The organism is Clostridium drakei (assembly GCF_000633595.2).
Classification (GTDB): Bacteria; Bacillota; Clostridia; order Clostridiales; family Clostridiaceae; genus Clostridium_AM; species Clostridium_AM drakei.
The window spans coordinates 1-14826 of record NZ_JIBU02000079.1 but is presented as its reverse complement, the minus strand read 5'-3'; the positions used below and the strand labels follow the sequence as shown (position 1 = coordinate 14826).

The 14826-nt window shown below is 31.4% G+C and carries 14 protein-coding genes and 2 riboswitches; all 14 genes read right to left on the bottom strand.

All coding sequences use genetic code 11. From position 1 onward, the window contains the following. Positions 1–141: 141 nt before the first annotated feature. Positions 142–1473, bottom strand: a complete 1332-nt coding sequence (locus EG57_RS0224345; RefSeq protein WP_032079668.1) for a nitrogenase component 1 — start codon at positions 1471–1473, stop codon at positions 142–144. Positions 1474–1475: 2 nt separating this feature from the next. Beyond that, positions 1476–2939 carry a nitrogenase component 1 gene (locus EG57_RS0224340; protein WP_032079667.1) on the bottom strand — a complete coding sequence of 488 codons (1464 nt, stop codon included), beginning with the start codon at positions 2937–2939 and terminating at the stop codon, positions 1476–1478. A gap of 100 nt (positions 2940–3039) precedes the next feature. Further along, positions 3040–4836, bottom strand: coding sequence for a molybdopterin-containing oxidoreductase family protein (locus EG57_RS0224335; RefSeq protein WP_242859925.1), 1797 nt, complete (start codon positions 4834–4836; stop codon positions 3040–3042). A gap of 23 nt (positions 4837–4859) precedes the next feature. Further along, positions 4860–5084 carry a hypothetical protein gene (locus EG57_RS0224330; RefSeq protein WP_032079665.1) on the bottom strand — a complete coding sequence of 75 codons (225 nt, stop codon included), beginning with the start codon at positions 5082–5084 and terminating at the stop codon, positions 4860–4862. A gap of 82 nt (positions 5085–5166) precedes the next feature. Next, a complete protein-coding gene (locus EG57_RS0224325) occupies positions 5167–5844 on the bottom strand; it encodes an amino acid ABC transporter permease (protein ID WP_029160445.1) in 678 nt (225 codons plus the stop codon). Between the two features lie 12 nt (positions 5845–5856). Next, a complete protein-coding gene (locus EG57_RS0224320) occupies positions 5857–6663 on the bottom strand; it encodes an amino acid ABC transporter substrate-binding protein (RefSeq protein WP_029160444.1) in 807 nt (268 codons plus the stop codon). A 95-nt stretch (positions 6664–6758) separates the two neighbouring features. Then, positions 6759–7496 (bottom strand): amino acid ABC transporter ATP-binding protein, encoded by a 738-nt coding sequence (locus tag EG57_RS0224315; protein WP_032079664.1) that lies wholly within the window; start codon positions 7494–7496, stop codon positions 6759–6761. Positions 7497–7787: 291 nt separating this feature from the next. After that, positions 7788–8432, bottom strand: a complete 645-nt coding sequence (locus EG57_RS0224310; RefSeq protein WP_029160442.1) for an amino acid ABC transporter permease — start codon at positions 8430–8432, stop codon at positions 7788–7790. 33 nt (positions 8433–8465) lie between these two features. Next, a complete protein-coding gene (locus EG57_RS0224305) occupies positions 8466–9287 on the bottom strand; it encodes a transporter substrate-binding domain-containing protein (RefSeq protein WP_032079663.1) in 822 nt (273 codons plus the stop codon). A gap of 160 nt (positions 9288–9447) precedes the next feature. Further along, positions 9448–9909 (bottom strand): YbaK/EbsC family protein, encoded by a 462-nt coding sequence (locus tag EG57_RS0224300; protein ID WP_029160440.1) that lies wholly within the window; start codon positions 9907–9909, stop codon positions 9448–9450. 299 nt (positions 9910–10208) lie between these two features. Further along, positions 10209–10316: riboswitch (SAM riboswitch) on the bottom strand. Positions 10317–10480: 164 nt separating this feature from the next. Beyond that, a complete protein-coding gene (locus EG57_RS26115) occupies positions 10481–10639 on the bottom strand; it encodes a YezD family protein (protein ID WP_084572327.1) in 159 nt (52 codons plus the stop codon). An 87-nt stretch (positions 10640–10726) separates the two neighbouring features. After that, positions 10727–10832: riboswitch (SAM riboswitch) on the bottom strand. A 155-nt stretch (positions 10833–10987) separates the two neighbouring features. Then, on the bottom strand, positions 10988–12340 hold the full coding sequence (locus EG57_RS0224295) for a nitrogenase component 1 (protein ID WP_108849503.1): 1353 nt from the start codon (positions 12338–12340) through the stop codon (positions 10988–10990). A gap of 11 nt (positions 12341–12351) precedes the next feature. Then, entirely contained in the window at positions 12352–13863 is a 1512-nt protein-coding gene (locus EG57_RS0224290; protein WP_032079661.1) for a nitrogenase component 1, read from the bottom strand. Positions 13864–13901: 38 nt separating this feature from the next. Then, on the bottom strand, positions 13902–14729 hold the full coding sequence (nifH, locus tag EG57_RS0224285; protein WP_032079660.1) for a nitrogenase iron protein: 828 nt from the start codon (positions 14727–14729) through the stop codon (positions 13902–13904). Between the last annotated feature and the right edge of the window lie 97 nt (positions 14730–14826).

The following is a 14826-nucleotide window of genomic DNA, read 5'->3' as shown; positions in this document are numbered from 1 at the left end:
CAATGCCTAACGGCATGTTTTTTTGAGCAAAAAAGTTTTAAATTCCTACTAAATAAAAAAGACCAAGGTAGTTTCTTTATGAAACAAACCTTAGCCTTCAGTTTTTCTAATCAACTAATATTTTTTACATAATATTTATTTTTACTTATAAGTTTCTAATATATTCCCATATATATCTTCAATTAATCTTAAGCCGCCATTATACCCTAAATACCCTCCATTTAATACAAGCCTATGCATAACAGGAAGGGTTATATTTATTCCAAAAGCATTTAATTCTCTAACTATATCTCTATCCCATGAGCTACCTAAAATGAGTGGTATATGTGTTCCATGATTATATTTTCTAAGTCTGTCATGTATTTCGCCGCCATCTTCCTCAAAAATCACTTCAAATTTTCTAGTATTAGAAATACTATCAAATTCATCCTTAATATCCTTTTGATATTTCTCTGGTGCAGCATCTGTTATATATTGTTCACCAGGAATAATACCCAGCTCATTTAACAAGAATTGACTTATACCAAGTGCATAAAAAGAATCAGTTATGTTAAAAAATCTACCTGGTATACTATATCTAAATTCAAGAAAAAAATCAGCCGACCTTTCTAAATAATAATAAAAATTGTCTTCTTCCTTTTTAATAAAGTTTTCAACTTTATCGGAATTCAAATCAAGAAATTCTGCTACCCTTCTTAAAAATTTGCTAGTTTCTCTAGCACCTATAGGAGGCACGGAATAATGTAAATAAGGTGTACCATATTTTTTCTTCAGTAATTCTGCTATTTCAATTCCAACCCATGGAGAAACTACAAGATTGAATTCAGCATCTGGTATTGTATTCCATTCCTTTACTCCTCCAGACTCTGGTCCAAACAGTATATTGACGACTTTAAGCCCTATACTTTCTAAAAGATATTTTATCTGACTTAAATTTCCTGACCAAAAGGTATCTTGATAAGGAACTGATGTCCAAACATTTACGAGTCCCTTTTTTACATTAGGAATTTTTTCTCCCAAATATTGATCAATTATAGCTTTGATTACAATTTCATGACCTTTAAAGTTTGTGCCTTTAAAACCACCTGTTTCAGCATATACTATTGGTATTCCTCTATCTTTATAGTCACGTACTACCTGTCCAACATCATCACCTACTATATCTGATGTACATCCAGTAAGAACTACAAAAAGTTCACCCTTTAAAACTTTAAGAGTCCCATCAATCACCTCTCTTAATCTATTTTCTCCACCAAATACAATTTCTTTTTCAGTAGAATTAGTACACGGAATGGTTCCACCTCCAGAATATCCTGTACCCTGATACCCAGAATCATCACTAAGTCCCCTAAAAAGTTTCACGCCACAACCTGGTCCAGAATGAAGTATTGGTATTGCTCCATTTATTGCAATTACAGATTGTTGTGCTCCAAGAGTACAATAATGTCTAGGTTGTTCTATTACTTTAGCCATAATTATTTACCTCCTAAAAAAGTATCATTCTCTTGATTAAGCCACCAGTTTGTATACACAAGTTTAGAATGAGCAGCAATATTCTTCACAAACTCTGGAGTTTCAAGTACATCCAAAACTTTATTTCCATAATTTATTAGTCCTTGATATCCTATTCCAAATTGTTCATCACCCATCAAAAACGTTGGTATTCCAAGTTTAGCTCCCCATATAGACATACCACCATGACGTGCAATAAATACATCAGGTTTCAGTTTATTTAAAGAGTTTACAAGTTCATATGCTTGTTTATTACATACACTAAAATGTTTTATATCTCCATAAGTTTCAACTACATGCTCTAGACTTTTTCCCTCCTGTGATCCATTATCATAGCAAGGATCATGATGAAATATAGATGCACCTACAACTTCCATACCAAGATCACTTAAAAGAGAAATTAAACTGTGTCCATGAGCAGCACCTGCTGTAACATAGGCTCTCTTTCCTTTTAATTTTCCTCTCAATTCTTCAAGTTCAGGATATATTCTTTCTTTTTCTGATTTAATTAATTCTTCTACCTCTTTTTCTTTTCCTGTTATTCTTCCAAGCTCTCTAAACCATTTATCTGTTCCCTGTATTCCATAAGCAGGCGGTGCCTTAACTTCTGGTACTCCATACTCTTGCTCAAGGGCTGCAGCCAGATAAGTCCCAAGTGTAGGACAAATTTGTACAGTAGCTGCTGCTTCAGATATTTTTTCCAATTGAGCAATTGTAGAAAATGGTATTATATAATTGGGTTTTAAGCCTATTCTCCCAAATAAGTCAGTAAAAATATCGCTGCCCCAAAAATTAATTACATTTATCACATCTTTTCTTTTTTTAACTGGTGGTTTTACTATCTTTCTAACTATCCCGTGATATGCTGCATCAAAACCTGTAGTCCAAATTTTAGATTTAAATCCTTCACAGGGAATGTACACAATAGGTATCTTTAACTGATCCTCTGCTTCTTCAGCTATGGAATCTACATCATCGCCTATAATTCCTGATGCACAGGAAGTTGTTATAAAAATTGCATTTGGCTTAAACCTATCATATGCCTCTTTTATAGTTCTTTTTAATTTTTCTCCTCCACCATATATTGTGTCTTTCTCAGTTATATTTGTACTTAATAATTTGGCATCTCTAAATGGGATATTTCTCTTACCTTGTCCTACTCTATTTGTAAAATTAAAATCTGAAAAATCAGCTGAACAACCAATTGGAGCATGATTTATAACAACTGCATCCTGTATCATGACTAATTGACATAATGCATTGCCTGAACTGCACCCTAGGCATTGACTAAAAAAATGTTTTCTATCGCAAAGCCTTCCTCCTTTTGATCCATTACAAAGCTCAGATGCACTTCCATAAAATCCTGTAATTGAACCAAGTCTCGTTTCTCTAATTTCAACTTCTGGTGATTTTATGTTAACACTCAAATTTATTACCTCCTTAAAATTAAAAATAAAAAAGACTATGCATAAGTTAAATAAACTCGCATAGCCTCCAGTATATCTGGTCAACTATTATAAATAAATCTTATAACTTTACTATATTTACTTGTACAGATTTCATTAATGGAAATCCACTAATTGGATCATTAATATTATCATGAGTAATTTGATTAATATTTGCATTCTTCCACCCATGAGTGACCTGTACCACACCTCTCATAATTTCACCCTTTTCTACAATTTTAACAGCTATATTTATATCACCTACAGCTGAAATAACTTTTACCATATCTTTATTCTTTACACCTAATTTTTTTGCATCTAAAGGATGTATTTCAATTTCAGGTTTTTGTCCTGTTTTATTTAACAATTTCAAATTACGATTTCTACTATTATAATATACAAGTTTTCTCGCACCTGAAATCAAAACAAATGGATACTTTTTATTAAATTTTGTTATATACGATGGAGATTTATATTCTGGAAGCTCATTAACATAACTTTGATCTTTTTGATGCTTATATATGAATTCTATTTTTCCTGATATAGTATTAAAGGGTTTATCATTCTTTTCTATCCATTTAGAATATACTATAGGTTTATATACTAATCCTTCTGAATGTCCTTCTATTTCCTGCAATGATATACCTGTAGGCTTTATAAGCCATTCATTTAATTCCTTTTCATTATTCCAAGGAAAATATTTACCTATGCCAATCCTATGAGCTATGTCATGCCAAAACTCATATTCACTTTGACAATTATCAATACTTGCTACTTTTTTAGTTAAATTAACAGCTTGAATACTCGTATGACAATGTAATTCAGATCTTTCTAAAAAAGATGCAGCAGGTAATATATAATCTGCTAATTCGGCAGTTTCTGACATAAATAATTCTCTAACAACAAGTAATTCTAAGCTTTTTAATGCTTTTCTTACCTTTAAAGAATTGGGATTAGTAATTACAGGATTAGCTGCAGTTATAATCATTCCTTTTAATGGATATGGTTTTTCTGTAAGTATAGTATCCATAGCAGTCATAGTGTGTGCTTCTTTTCTAAGATTATACAGCATTGGAAACTTATCAAAACCTATAGGCTCTAAATTTTCAAGATGAATTTCATCATAAAGAGTTAATTTGCTCATATTTATTGGTTCAGGTATAAGATTTCCTCCTTTAGCATCAAAAGATCCTGTTAATCCATTAATACAGGCTACAGCTCTAATGTTATTTACACCATTTTCATGATGTTCTAATCCTACGCCTACATAAATTCCAACACTTGGAATACTATTTCCTATAAACTTAACTATTTTTTTTATTACACCTATATTTACTCCTGTTTCCTTCTTTACAAATTGTGGATTAAAACCTTCTACATAATTCTTAAAATCATTAAAACCAATAGTGTAACTTTCTATAAATTTGTAATCAAACAATTTATTCTTAATTAATTCTCTGCAAATTCCTAACGCTAAAGCACCATCTGTACCTGGTTTTATTTGAACAAATATATCAGCTTGTTTTGCAATTTGAGATAATCTTGAATCTATTACAATTAGTTTTGCACCATGCTTTTTTGCCTTCATGATTAATGCTGCTGTATTAGGGTGTGAATAACTTGGATTACTCCCCCATAAAATAATACATTTAGAATTCAAAAAATCAACACTAGTCCAGTTACCACATACAAGTGAATATCCCATCCATCTTCCCAAAAAACACTCTGAATCATTTGAAAAATAGTTAGGAGTCCCCCAAGCACTGCAAAACCTTCGTACTATCTGTTCCTGCTGAGCAGTACCTATAGCTTCTCCTTTCCATACACCTAAACTTCTAGTTCCATACTTTTCTTTAATTTTTATCATTTTTTCACTTATTTCATTTAATGCTTGTTGAAGACTTATTTCTTTAAACCCATGCTTTGTTTTTTTAGTGGAGTTAATATACGGTCAGGTGCATAAAACATATCAATGCTTGATAATCCTTTTATACACATTCTACCTTCATTCCAAAGATGTTTATCATAGCCATTTACTTTTATTATTGTATTATCTTTAAGATGAACATTTATACCACAGTGTTCATCACACATACGGCACAATGTTTGGACTGTTTTTCTACACAATTGATATTTACACCTACCTTCTTATGCATTGATTTGCTTATGCCAACTATGATTTCTTTTACCTTTCACAATAGATATAATACTATACGTATTTTCCTACCCTTTTTTCCATGTTATTTTGAATTGAAGATAATACTGTACAAAATATTAAATATATAAATGCAGTTTCGCAATATAACAGCAATGGTTCATAAGTTGTTGCTGTTATTCTTTGTGCTACCTGAAACATTTCAGTTAAAGTAATTGTAGCAGCAAGTGAAGTATCTTTGACTAATGATATAAAAGAATTAGCCAAAGGTGGTACAGAAACCCGTACTGCCTGAGGTAGTATAATACGTCGAATTGCTTGTCTGTTTGTCATATTTATAGAAAGTGCTGCCTCCCATTGCCCTTTAGGTATTGACAAAATAGCAGCTCTGATTACTTCAGAATTATATGCTCCTGCATTTAAGGTAAATCCAATAATAGCTGATATCATCGGATTTATTGTTATACCAACTGCTGGCAATCCATAAAATATAATAAATAGTTGAACTAGTAATGGAGTTCCCCTTATAACCCAAACATAAAAACGAGCTAATGATACAAGTGATTTAAAATCTGATATTCGGGCCAAAGCTGTTAATAAAGCAAGAATCAATCCAAGAATAAAAGATATTAGTGTAAGCGGTACTGTAAATTGTAAACCAGCCTTCAGTAATGGAAAAAAAGAATCTGCCAGTATTTGTATCATTTTTAATGTTTTATCATCAAAATTCATTTTATCACCATCTTACTTTGATACATCTTCATTAAACCACTTTTTAGAAATTTTTAGATATGTTCCATCTGCTTTCATATCTGATATGGCCTTATTAACAGCATCTAATAATTCCTTATTACCCTTATTAAACACAAATGCATTAACATCTGGTTTTTCACTCTTTGCCACTACTTTTATAGGAGTATCAGGTTTTTGTTTCTTATAATCTAGAAATGATAAGCTATCATTAACAACAGCATCTGCCCTCTTAGAAGTTATAAGATCAATAGCTTGATTAAATCCATCATCTACCACAATTTCAGCGCCATAAGATTTTGCCACCTTTTCACCACTACTAGTTAAAGATTCTGCAGCCTTTTTACCTTTTAAATCTTCAAACTTTGTAATACTATTATTATCATTACTTACAATCAATACTGCCCTAGAAACTATATAAGAATCTGAAAAATCATATTTTTGCTTACGTTCATCATTTATTGTAACTTCATTAGCTACAGCATCAAATCTTTTAGAATTTAAGCCTGCAAACATGCCATCCCACTTTGTTTCAATAAATTCAGCTTTTACACCAAGACGCTTAGCCACCTCTTCTGATATTTCAACATCAAAACCTGTTAACTTTCCATTTTTATCATGAAAAGTATATGGTGCATAAGTTCCTTCTGTACCTATTTTAATTTTTCCATCTTTTTTAATTTTTGCTAGTAAATTATCACTACTAGCTTGAGTAGTTCCTGTATTTTTAGTACTTGCACACCCTGCAAAAGAAAAAGTAAATATCAATATTGCACTTATTAATAAACCAATCTTTTTCATAATAAATAACCTCCTGCTATATTAAAAATAGTATTATATAAATTATTTTAAAGCTTTCTTAATCTTAAAAATCACAAATTTAAATCTCCCTATACTTAATTAAATTGAACTTGTCTTAAAAATTTTATAGTTCGTGGATTTTTAGGATTATCAAACACTTCTTTTGGAGTTCCTTCTTCTACTATATTTCCACTATCCATAAAAATAACTCTGTCTGCGGCTTCTCTAGCAAATCTCATTTCATGAGTTACAATAATCATTGTGGTATCTTTTTCTGCAAGTTTTTTTATAACCTCTAGTACTTCTCCAACTAATTCAGGATCTAATGCTGATGTAGGTTCATCAAATAGCATTATATCTGGACTAACAGCCATAGCTCTACCTATTCCAATTCTCTGCTGCTGACCACCTGATAGTTGTGAAGGATAGTAGTCTTTTTTATCTTCTAACCCAACTTGTCTTAATATGTCTATCGCCATTTTTTCTGCTTCATTTTTATTTATTTTTTTAACTACAGATAGATGCTCTGTAATATTTTCAATAGCCGTTTTATTATTAAAAAGGTTATAACTTTGAAATACCATAGCCGTATGTTTTCTCAGTTCATGTATTTGTCCTTTATTTATTTTTTCCAAATCTACTTTTAAATTTTCTATCTCTATAGTTCCTTTATCTGGAGTTTCCAAATAGTTTATACACCTTAATAAGGTTGATTTTCCTGTACCAGATGGTCCAATAATTACAATAACCTCTCCCTTCTTTATTTCTAAATTAATACCATTTAAAACAGTATTGTTATTAAATCTTTTATATAAATTTTTAATTTTTATCATTTTAAAGCAACTCCTAAAATATGATTATTTACTCTTGGCATACATCAACCAATTCAGCATTAGTAAGCCATCAAATGCTTTCTGGCGATATCTTAAATGCATTTACTCTTGAACATACTGATCGATATACAAAATCAAAGTTTTATATAGATGCATCTATAAGATTTTTAAGTTCAAATAAATCCCCTCAACTGGATATCCTGTTATTTCTTCAACTTCATTCAAATCAAGAGTTCCAGAACTGTTGAAAGTCATAAATTTAAAATCGAGTCTATATTTTTTGTAAAAATATCAATACATTACTGATAATCTTTTCTCAATAGTTGCTAAAATAATAGAAAATAATGTACTCATAATCCAATAAATCAAAGCAATTGCAAGATAAAATGGCATAACAACTAAATATTTGGAAATTAATAATTGAGAAGCCCTCAGTAATTCAGTAACAGTAATAACTGAAACTAACGAAGTTTCCTTAAGCATACCTATAAAAGTATTTCCCATAGGTGGAATTGCTACTCTTAACGCTTGAGGCAATATAATTCTTTTCATTGCCTGCCAATAAGTCATTCCTACACTTACTGCTGCCTCCATTTGTCCTTTAGGAATTGATATAATAGCACCTCTTATAGTTTCTGACAAAAACGCCCCTATATTTATACTAAGTGAAATAAATGCGGCAGTAAGTGGTTTAAGCGTTATGCCAAAATCAGGCAATCCATAGTATATTATAAAAATTTGTACTAATAAAGGAGTTCCTCGAATTACTGAAACATAAAATTTTGCCAATATTACTAACAGTTTTTTTTCTGATAACCGTAACATACATATAAAAAAACCAATTAATAATCCAAATACCATAGACACAATAGTAATTAACATAGTGTAATATGTTCCTTCTAACAAATATCTAACATCTTCAATAACTAAATTCATATTAATTCCCCCTCACGTAATATAGCTAATTTACTATAATGTAGGGTCCACTCCAAACCACTTCTTAAATATTTGTTTATACGTTCCATCAGATTTCATATCCTTTAAAGATTTATTAATTGAATTTAGAAGTTCAGGATTATTTTTTTTCATTGCAACTCCTGCATAATCATTTTTAAGTGCTTCTCCTACAGCTTTAACTTTTATATTATTTTTATCAATTTCAGGTTTAATTGCAAACATATTATTAACTGTAGCATCTATTCTTCCAGTATTTAAATCAAGTAAAGTAGTTATGACATCATTATATGTAACTATCTGAAAATTTCCTACCTTAGGCATTACTTCATCTCTAAGGTACTTTTCGTCATTTGTTCCAAGTCCTACTCCTATTTTCTTCCCCTTAAAATCTTGTATAGATTTTATTGAATTATTATCTTGACGTACAATTGCACTAACAGAATTCTTGATATATGGATCAGAAAAATCCATTGTCTTTTTTCTTTCATCTGTAATAGTCATTTGACTTATTACTACATCAAACTTTCCTTTCTCTAATCCACCAACCATGCTTGACCAATCGTTACTAACAAACTCCGCCTTTACTCCAATTCTCTTTGCAATTTCTTTGGCAATGTCAGCATCAAAACCATCTATCTCATTATTTTTATTTAGAAAGTTATATGGTGGATATGTTCCCATCAAACCTACACTTATTTTTCCTGATTGTTTTATTTTATCTAGTAATGTAGTTTGTTTTTGAGCCTCTTTCTTTGTTCCACATCCTACAAATAATGAAAATATTGTTGCAAATATTAAGCTTATTCCAATCACTCTTTTTAAGTTTCTTATCATTTTTTGACCTCCGATTTTACTTCATATGTTGTATATTTAATTTCTTTTTATTTTTTTAACTACAGATGGATGTTCTGTAATGCTTTCAATAGCCGTTCTATTGTAAAAAATGTTATACCTTTGAAATATCACATAATATATATTTCCCTAGTTGATGTACCTACTCTTGACATACATCAACCCATTCAGCATTAGTAAGCCCTTGAATGCTTTCTGGCGATATTTTAAGTGCAGTTGTTCTCGAACCTGCTGCTGGATATACAAAATCAAAATCTTTTATGGATACATCTACATAAACATCTATAGGATTTTTCAATCCAAATGGACACACGCCCCCAACTGGATGCCCTGTTACCTCTTCAACTTCATTTAAATCAAGCATTTTGGCTTTTGTTTTAAAAAAAGTCCTAAATTTTTTATTATCTATTCTAGCATCGCCGCGAGTTACAACCAATATATCCTTTTCCTTTAATTTAAATGCCAGTGTTTTAGCAATAAACTTAGCTTCTACACCTATAACCTGAGCTGCAAGATCCACTGTAGCCCCACTGTCCTCCAATTCAAATACTGGATCTTCTTGATTCCTCTCTTTAAAAAAATTTCTCACACTTTCTACACTCATTCTGGTATCCTCCTTTTTATATTTTAAATCCCAATTATAATCTTGTTATTAATATTGTAAATAAACTAAAAAACGATTATTTTAGGATTTTTTGCATTAATATTAATTTTTACTACATAAGCCTTTTTCTCCTTATTGACTTTATGCTTTAACTATTAGTTGTGAAATTCAATAATGAAATCATTTTGAAACAACTTAATTAAAATTCCAAAACTATTAATGTACACAAATTTAAAAGGCTATTTTTCTTAATATAAGAAAAATAGCCTTTTTAATGGAATTTTGTAAATTCACTATTTTTCTTATCTTCCAGAGTCCTATAATTTACTCTGCAGGAATTGACACCGATACATAATGCCGGTTGTCGGGCTTCACAGGGCCAGTCCCTCCGCCGCTCTTGATAAGAACAAATCTGTTAAGTTTTCTATTTAATTTTAAGTATTTATTATTAATCATATATGTTAACTATGATTATATTGTTTATTTTCAATAATGTCAATACTCAGTTTTGAAAAATTCTTAGTATTTTTATACTTTAAAAGTTGAAAATATAATTTGTTCACTTCCTAATCTACACTAGTCTCAACTTTTCATTTTTTTCTATTTGTACCACTACCCCATCCTGAATAACTAAAATTACAGAACCATATTTAACAGTTTTCAACATTTCTAAAAGTTTATTTAAATTTTCTTGTGAAATACCAGCCTTACCTCTACTACTATTTATCACATTACCCCCTCCACTTTAATCCCAATATTTGAAAATAAAAACCTCTTCTACAAAAGAAGAGGTTTCAATACATTATAAATACTGCTCTTCTTATCTCTCAAAAATAATTTTGTTGGATTTGGCACAGTATTCTAAAAAAGAATCCGCTGCCGAGGCTTCAAAGGGCCAATCCCTCCACCTCTCTTGATAAGAATATATCATATTAAGTTTTTCAAATTTTCCTTAGATATTTCATACTATTCGTATATGTTATATACTATTATATTAGCCACATTTTAATATGTCAATATTTAATTTACAATTTTTTAATATGAGATTAAAATCCATATCTTTTATTGTTGCTTAAAACTAGGCACTAGCACTAACTATAGTAGTATATATCTTTTCAAGTAGAGTAAGAGCTCCTCTGTAGCCTACATATGATTTTGATATAACCACCTCATAAGAGGTTGGAAATCCTATTTCAACTATAGAACCTTTTAATTCTTTTGCTAGATCTCTTTCCCACGTAGTTCCAAATATAATTGGAGGTTTATGTCCAAAATCAGTTTTTCTTATTTTATCATGAATGGTATAACTGTCTTCTTCAAATTCCACTTCCAATGAAACATCTTCTGCTATATTTTTGTATTCTTCTCTAATAATATCTCTATATTTTTCTGGTGGATTTTCAGTTACAATTTGCTTTGCAGGTATAAGTCCTAGCTGATTTACTAAAAATTTTGTTATAGCTAAGTTGTATGCACTATCACCTACAATTGCAAATTTAGCTGGCAATCCCCACCAATACTCTGCATAAAAGTCAGAAAAATCCTCTAAATATTTATAGTACTTTCTTTCTTCACTCTCAATAAATTCTTCTGCTTTATTTTTATCTATTCCTGCAAAATCAACTACTTTTCTCAAAAAACTGCTAGTTTCCTTTGCTCCTATAGGAATTGTAGGAATATGCAAGTAGGGCTGACCATACTTTTTCTTCAAATGTTCTGCAGTTTTAAGTCCAAGCCATGGAGAAAGTACAAGGTTGAACTGTGCCTTTTTAATATTTTTCCATTCTGAAATTCCACTGCTCTCATGTCCAAATAAAATATTGACTTCAAAGCCTACACCTTCCAAAATTCTTTTGATCTCTGTAAGATCACCTCTCCAAAAAGTATTATGATATGGAAGAAGAGACCATACATTTACAAGTCCTTTTTTCAAAGGTCCCTTATAATCTCCAACATACTGATCAATAATAGCCTCTGTTACAAGTTCATGTCCTGTAAAATTATTTCCTTTAAACCCTCCCGTTTCAGCATATACTACAGGTAAATCTTGATCTTGAAACTCACTTACTACAGATCCCACATCATCTCCTACAGTTTCTGGTATGCACCCTGTCATAACTACAAATAAATCTGCATCTAAGACTTTAAAAGAAGATTCAATTAATTCTCTTAGTCTATTTTCACCTCCAAATACTACTTCTTTTTCGTGTATATTAGTACTTGGTATAACAGATCCACCTCCATAACCTCCTCCTTGAAATCCATTATAAAAGGATATGTTAGAAGTTTGTTTATCAGCGCATCCTGGCCCGCAGTGGGTAATTGGAATAACCCTTGGGATTGCAAAAACACTATGCATTGCTCCAATGGCACATCCATATCTAACCTGTTCTATTGAATTTGATTTTTCTACATTTTTTGTATCCGTCACTATTTTCACTCCTATTCCACTGCATAATTTTGCTTTTCAAGTATATATGGATCTTTCTGATCAAGCCACCACTTTGTGTAAGGTAATTTTACATGTTCTTTCAAATCTTGATGAAATTTTTTATGAGCTAATATTTCAAGAATGGTCTCCCCTAAATTTAGAATTCCCTGATAACCTATTGCATGATGTTCATCACCAAGTGGTGCTGCTGGAATTCCCATACGAGATGCAAGAGGTGCTAAACCATTATGTCTTATAAGAATAAAGTCTGGATTCACATTTTTTAGTAATCCATAAAACTGAAACTGCTGTCTATTGCTCACGCTAAAATTAGGAACATCATCGTAGTTATCCACCAAAAATTTTAAAGAGTCTTTATTTGGGTCATTACTGTCATATACAGGATCATGGTGAAATACAAGGGAACCATCAACTTGAATTCCAAGTTCCTTGAGTACTGCAATAAGTCCATGAGAATATGCTGAACCTGTAGCTGCGTAACCTTTTTTGCCTTTTAAAAGTTCTTTAAGTTCTTTAAGCCTTGGTGCTATTCTCTTATGCTCTCTCTCTATATAGGCTTCTGCTTTTTCTTCCCTATGTGTAACCCTTGCAATTTCTCTTATCCATGCATCAGTCCCTGCAATTCCATAAGGTTGTGGTGCTTTAATTTCCGGTACTCCGAATTGTTCTTCCAAAACAGCTGCCATATAAGAAGATAATGTATGACAAAACGTAATGGTTGCAGCAGCTTCTGAAAGCTTTTCCAAATCTTCTACTTTAGCTAAATCAATAACATAATTTACTTTAAGTCCAAGCTCCCCCAATATAGGAGTAAAAACATCACTTCCCCAGAGATTAATTACATTTACAAGGTTTTCTTGCTTTTTAGGGTTTTTATTTACTATCTGCCTTAGAATTCCATGCTGTGTAGCATCAAAACCAGTACTCCAGTGCTTTGACATAAAACCTTCACATGGCATTGGTACAACAGGTATTCTAAGTTCCTCTTGCATTTTAGTTGCAACACTATCTATATCCTCTCCTATAATTCCCGAAGCACATGAAGTAGCAACAAAAATTGCTTTAGGATGATGTCTATTCCATGCATCCTTTATGGATTGTTCCAACTTGTCTAGTGCACCAAACACCATATCAGTTTCTTTTATATTTGTATTTATTATTTGTATATTTTCAACAGGTAAATTTCTAATAGCAAGACCATTTCTATATATGGAATTATAAGCTACCTGTCCTGTACCACAACCTATTGGGGCATGTTGAATTAATACTGCATCCCTTACATTTCCAGCTTGACATTCTACCATTTGTTCACTACAAGTAGAACCTTGGGTAAAGGGTCCTGAAGCTTCACACAACCTTTTTCCGCCATTTCCTTTACAACCTGAACACGTATAAGCAGAATCCCTGGAAAGTTCTGAAGCCTTTCCAGTTTTCCATCCAATAATAGTTCCAAGCCGCTGTTCACGAGTTTTTACTACTGAAGTTTTAAGATTAAATTTCATTAATTTTGCCTCCTCATTAACTTTCCAATTATGGTATTTTATACTACCTGCTCTACCAATCCATGTTCCAAAATTATTTCTTCTAACCTTTTTTGTGACATAGGCTTCGGAATTACAAAGTTCTTATTTTTTTCTATTGCCTCTGCTAGTGATCTGTATTCATTTGCCTGATTTGATTTAGAATCAAATTGTATTACAGTTTGTTTATTAATTTCTGCCCTTTGAACTACATTGTCTCTTGGTACAAAATAAATAAGCTGTGTACCTAATTCCTCTGCAAATGCCTCCAATACTCTCCTTTCATTGTCTACTTTTCTGCTGTTGCATATAATTCCACCTAATCTAACGCCGCCTTTATTGGCATATTTTTTTATTCCCTTTGATATATTATTTGCTGCATATAGTGCCATCATTTCTCCACTAGCCACAATATATATTTCTTTTGCCTTTCCTTCACGAATTGGCATAGCAAAACCACCGCATACAACATCTCCTAGAACATCATAAAAAACATAATCCAAATCTTCAGTGTATGCGCCAAGTCTTTCAAGCATGTTTATAGATGTTATAATACCTCTTCCAGCGCATCCTACACCTGGTTCAGGTCCGCCTGATTCTACGCACTTTATTCCATTGAATCCTTTTTTTAATATATAATTTAAATCTACATCTTCTCCTTCTTCCCTTAAAGTATCCAGTACTGTCCTCTGTGCAAGTCCACCTAAAAGCAGCCTTGTAGAATCTGCCTTTGGATCACATCCAACTACCATAACCTTTTTTCCTATTTCAGATAAACCTGCAGTTAAATTTTGTGTGGTTGTAGATTTACCTATTCCACCTTTTCCATAAATAGCTATTTGTCTCATAATATATTCCTCCTAAATTTGAATTTATTTATTTTTTTTCACTAGTGTTTAATTTTTAGAAAATATTTCAATTGACATCTTTATTATAATCGTTTTT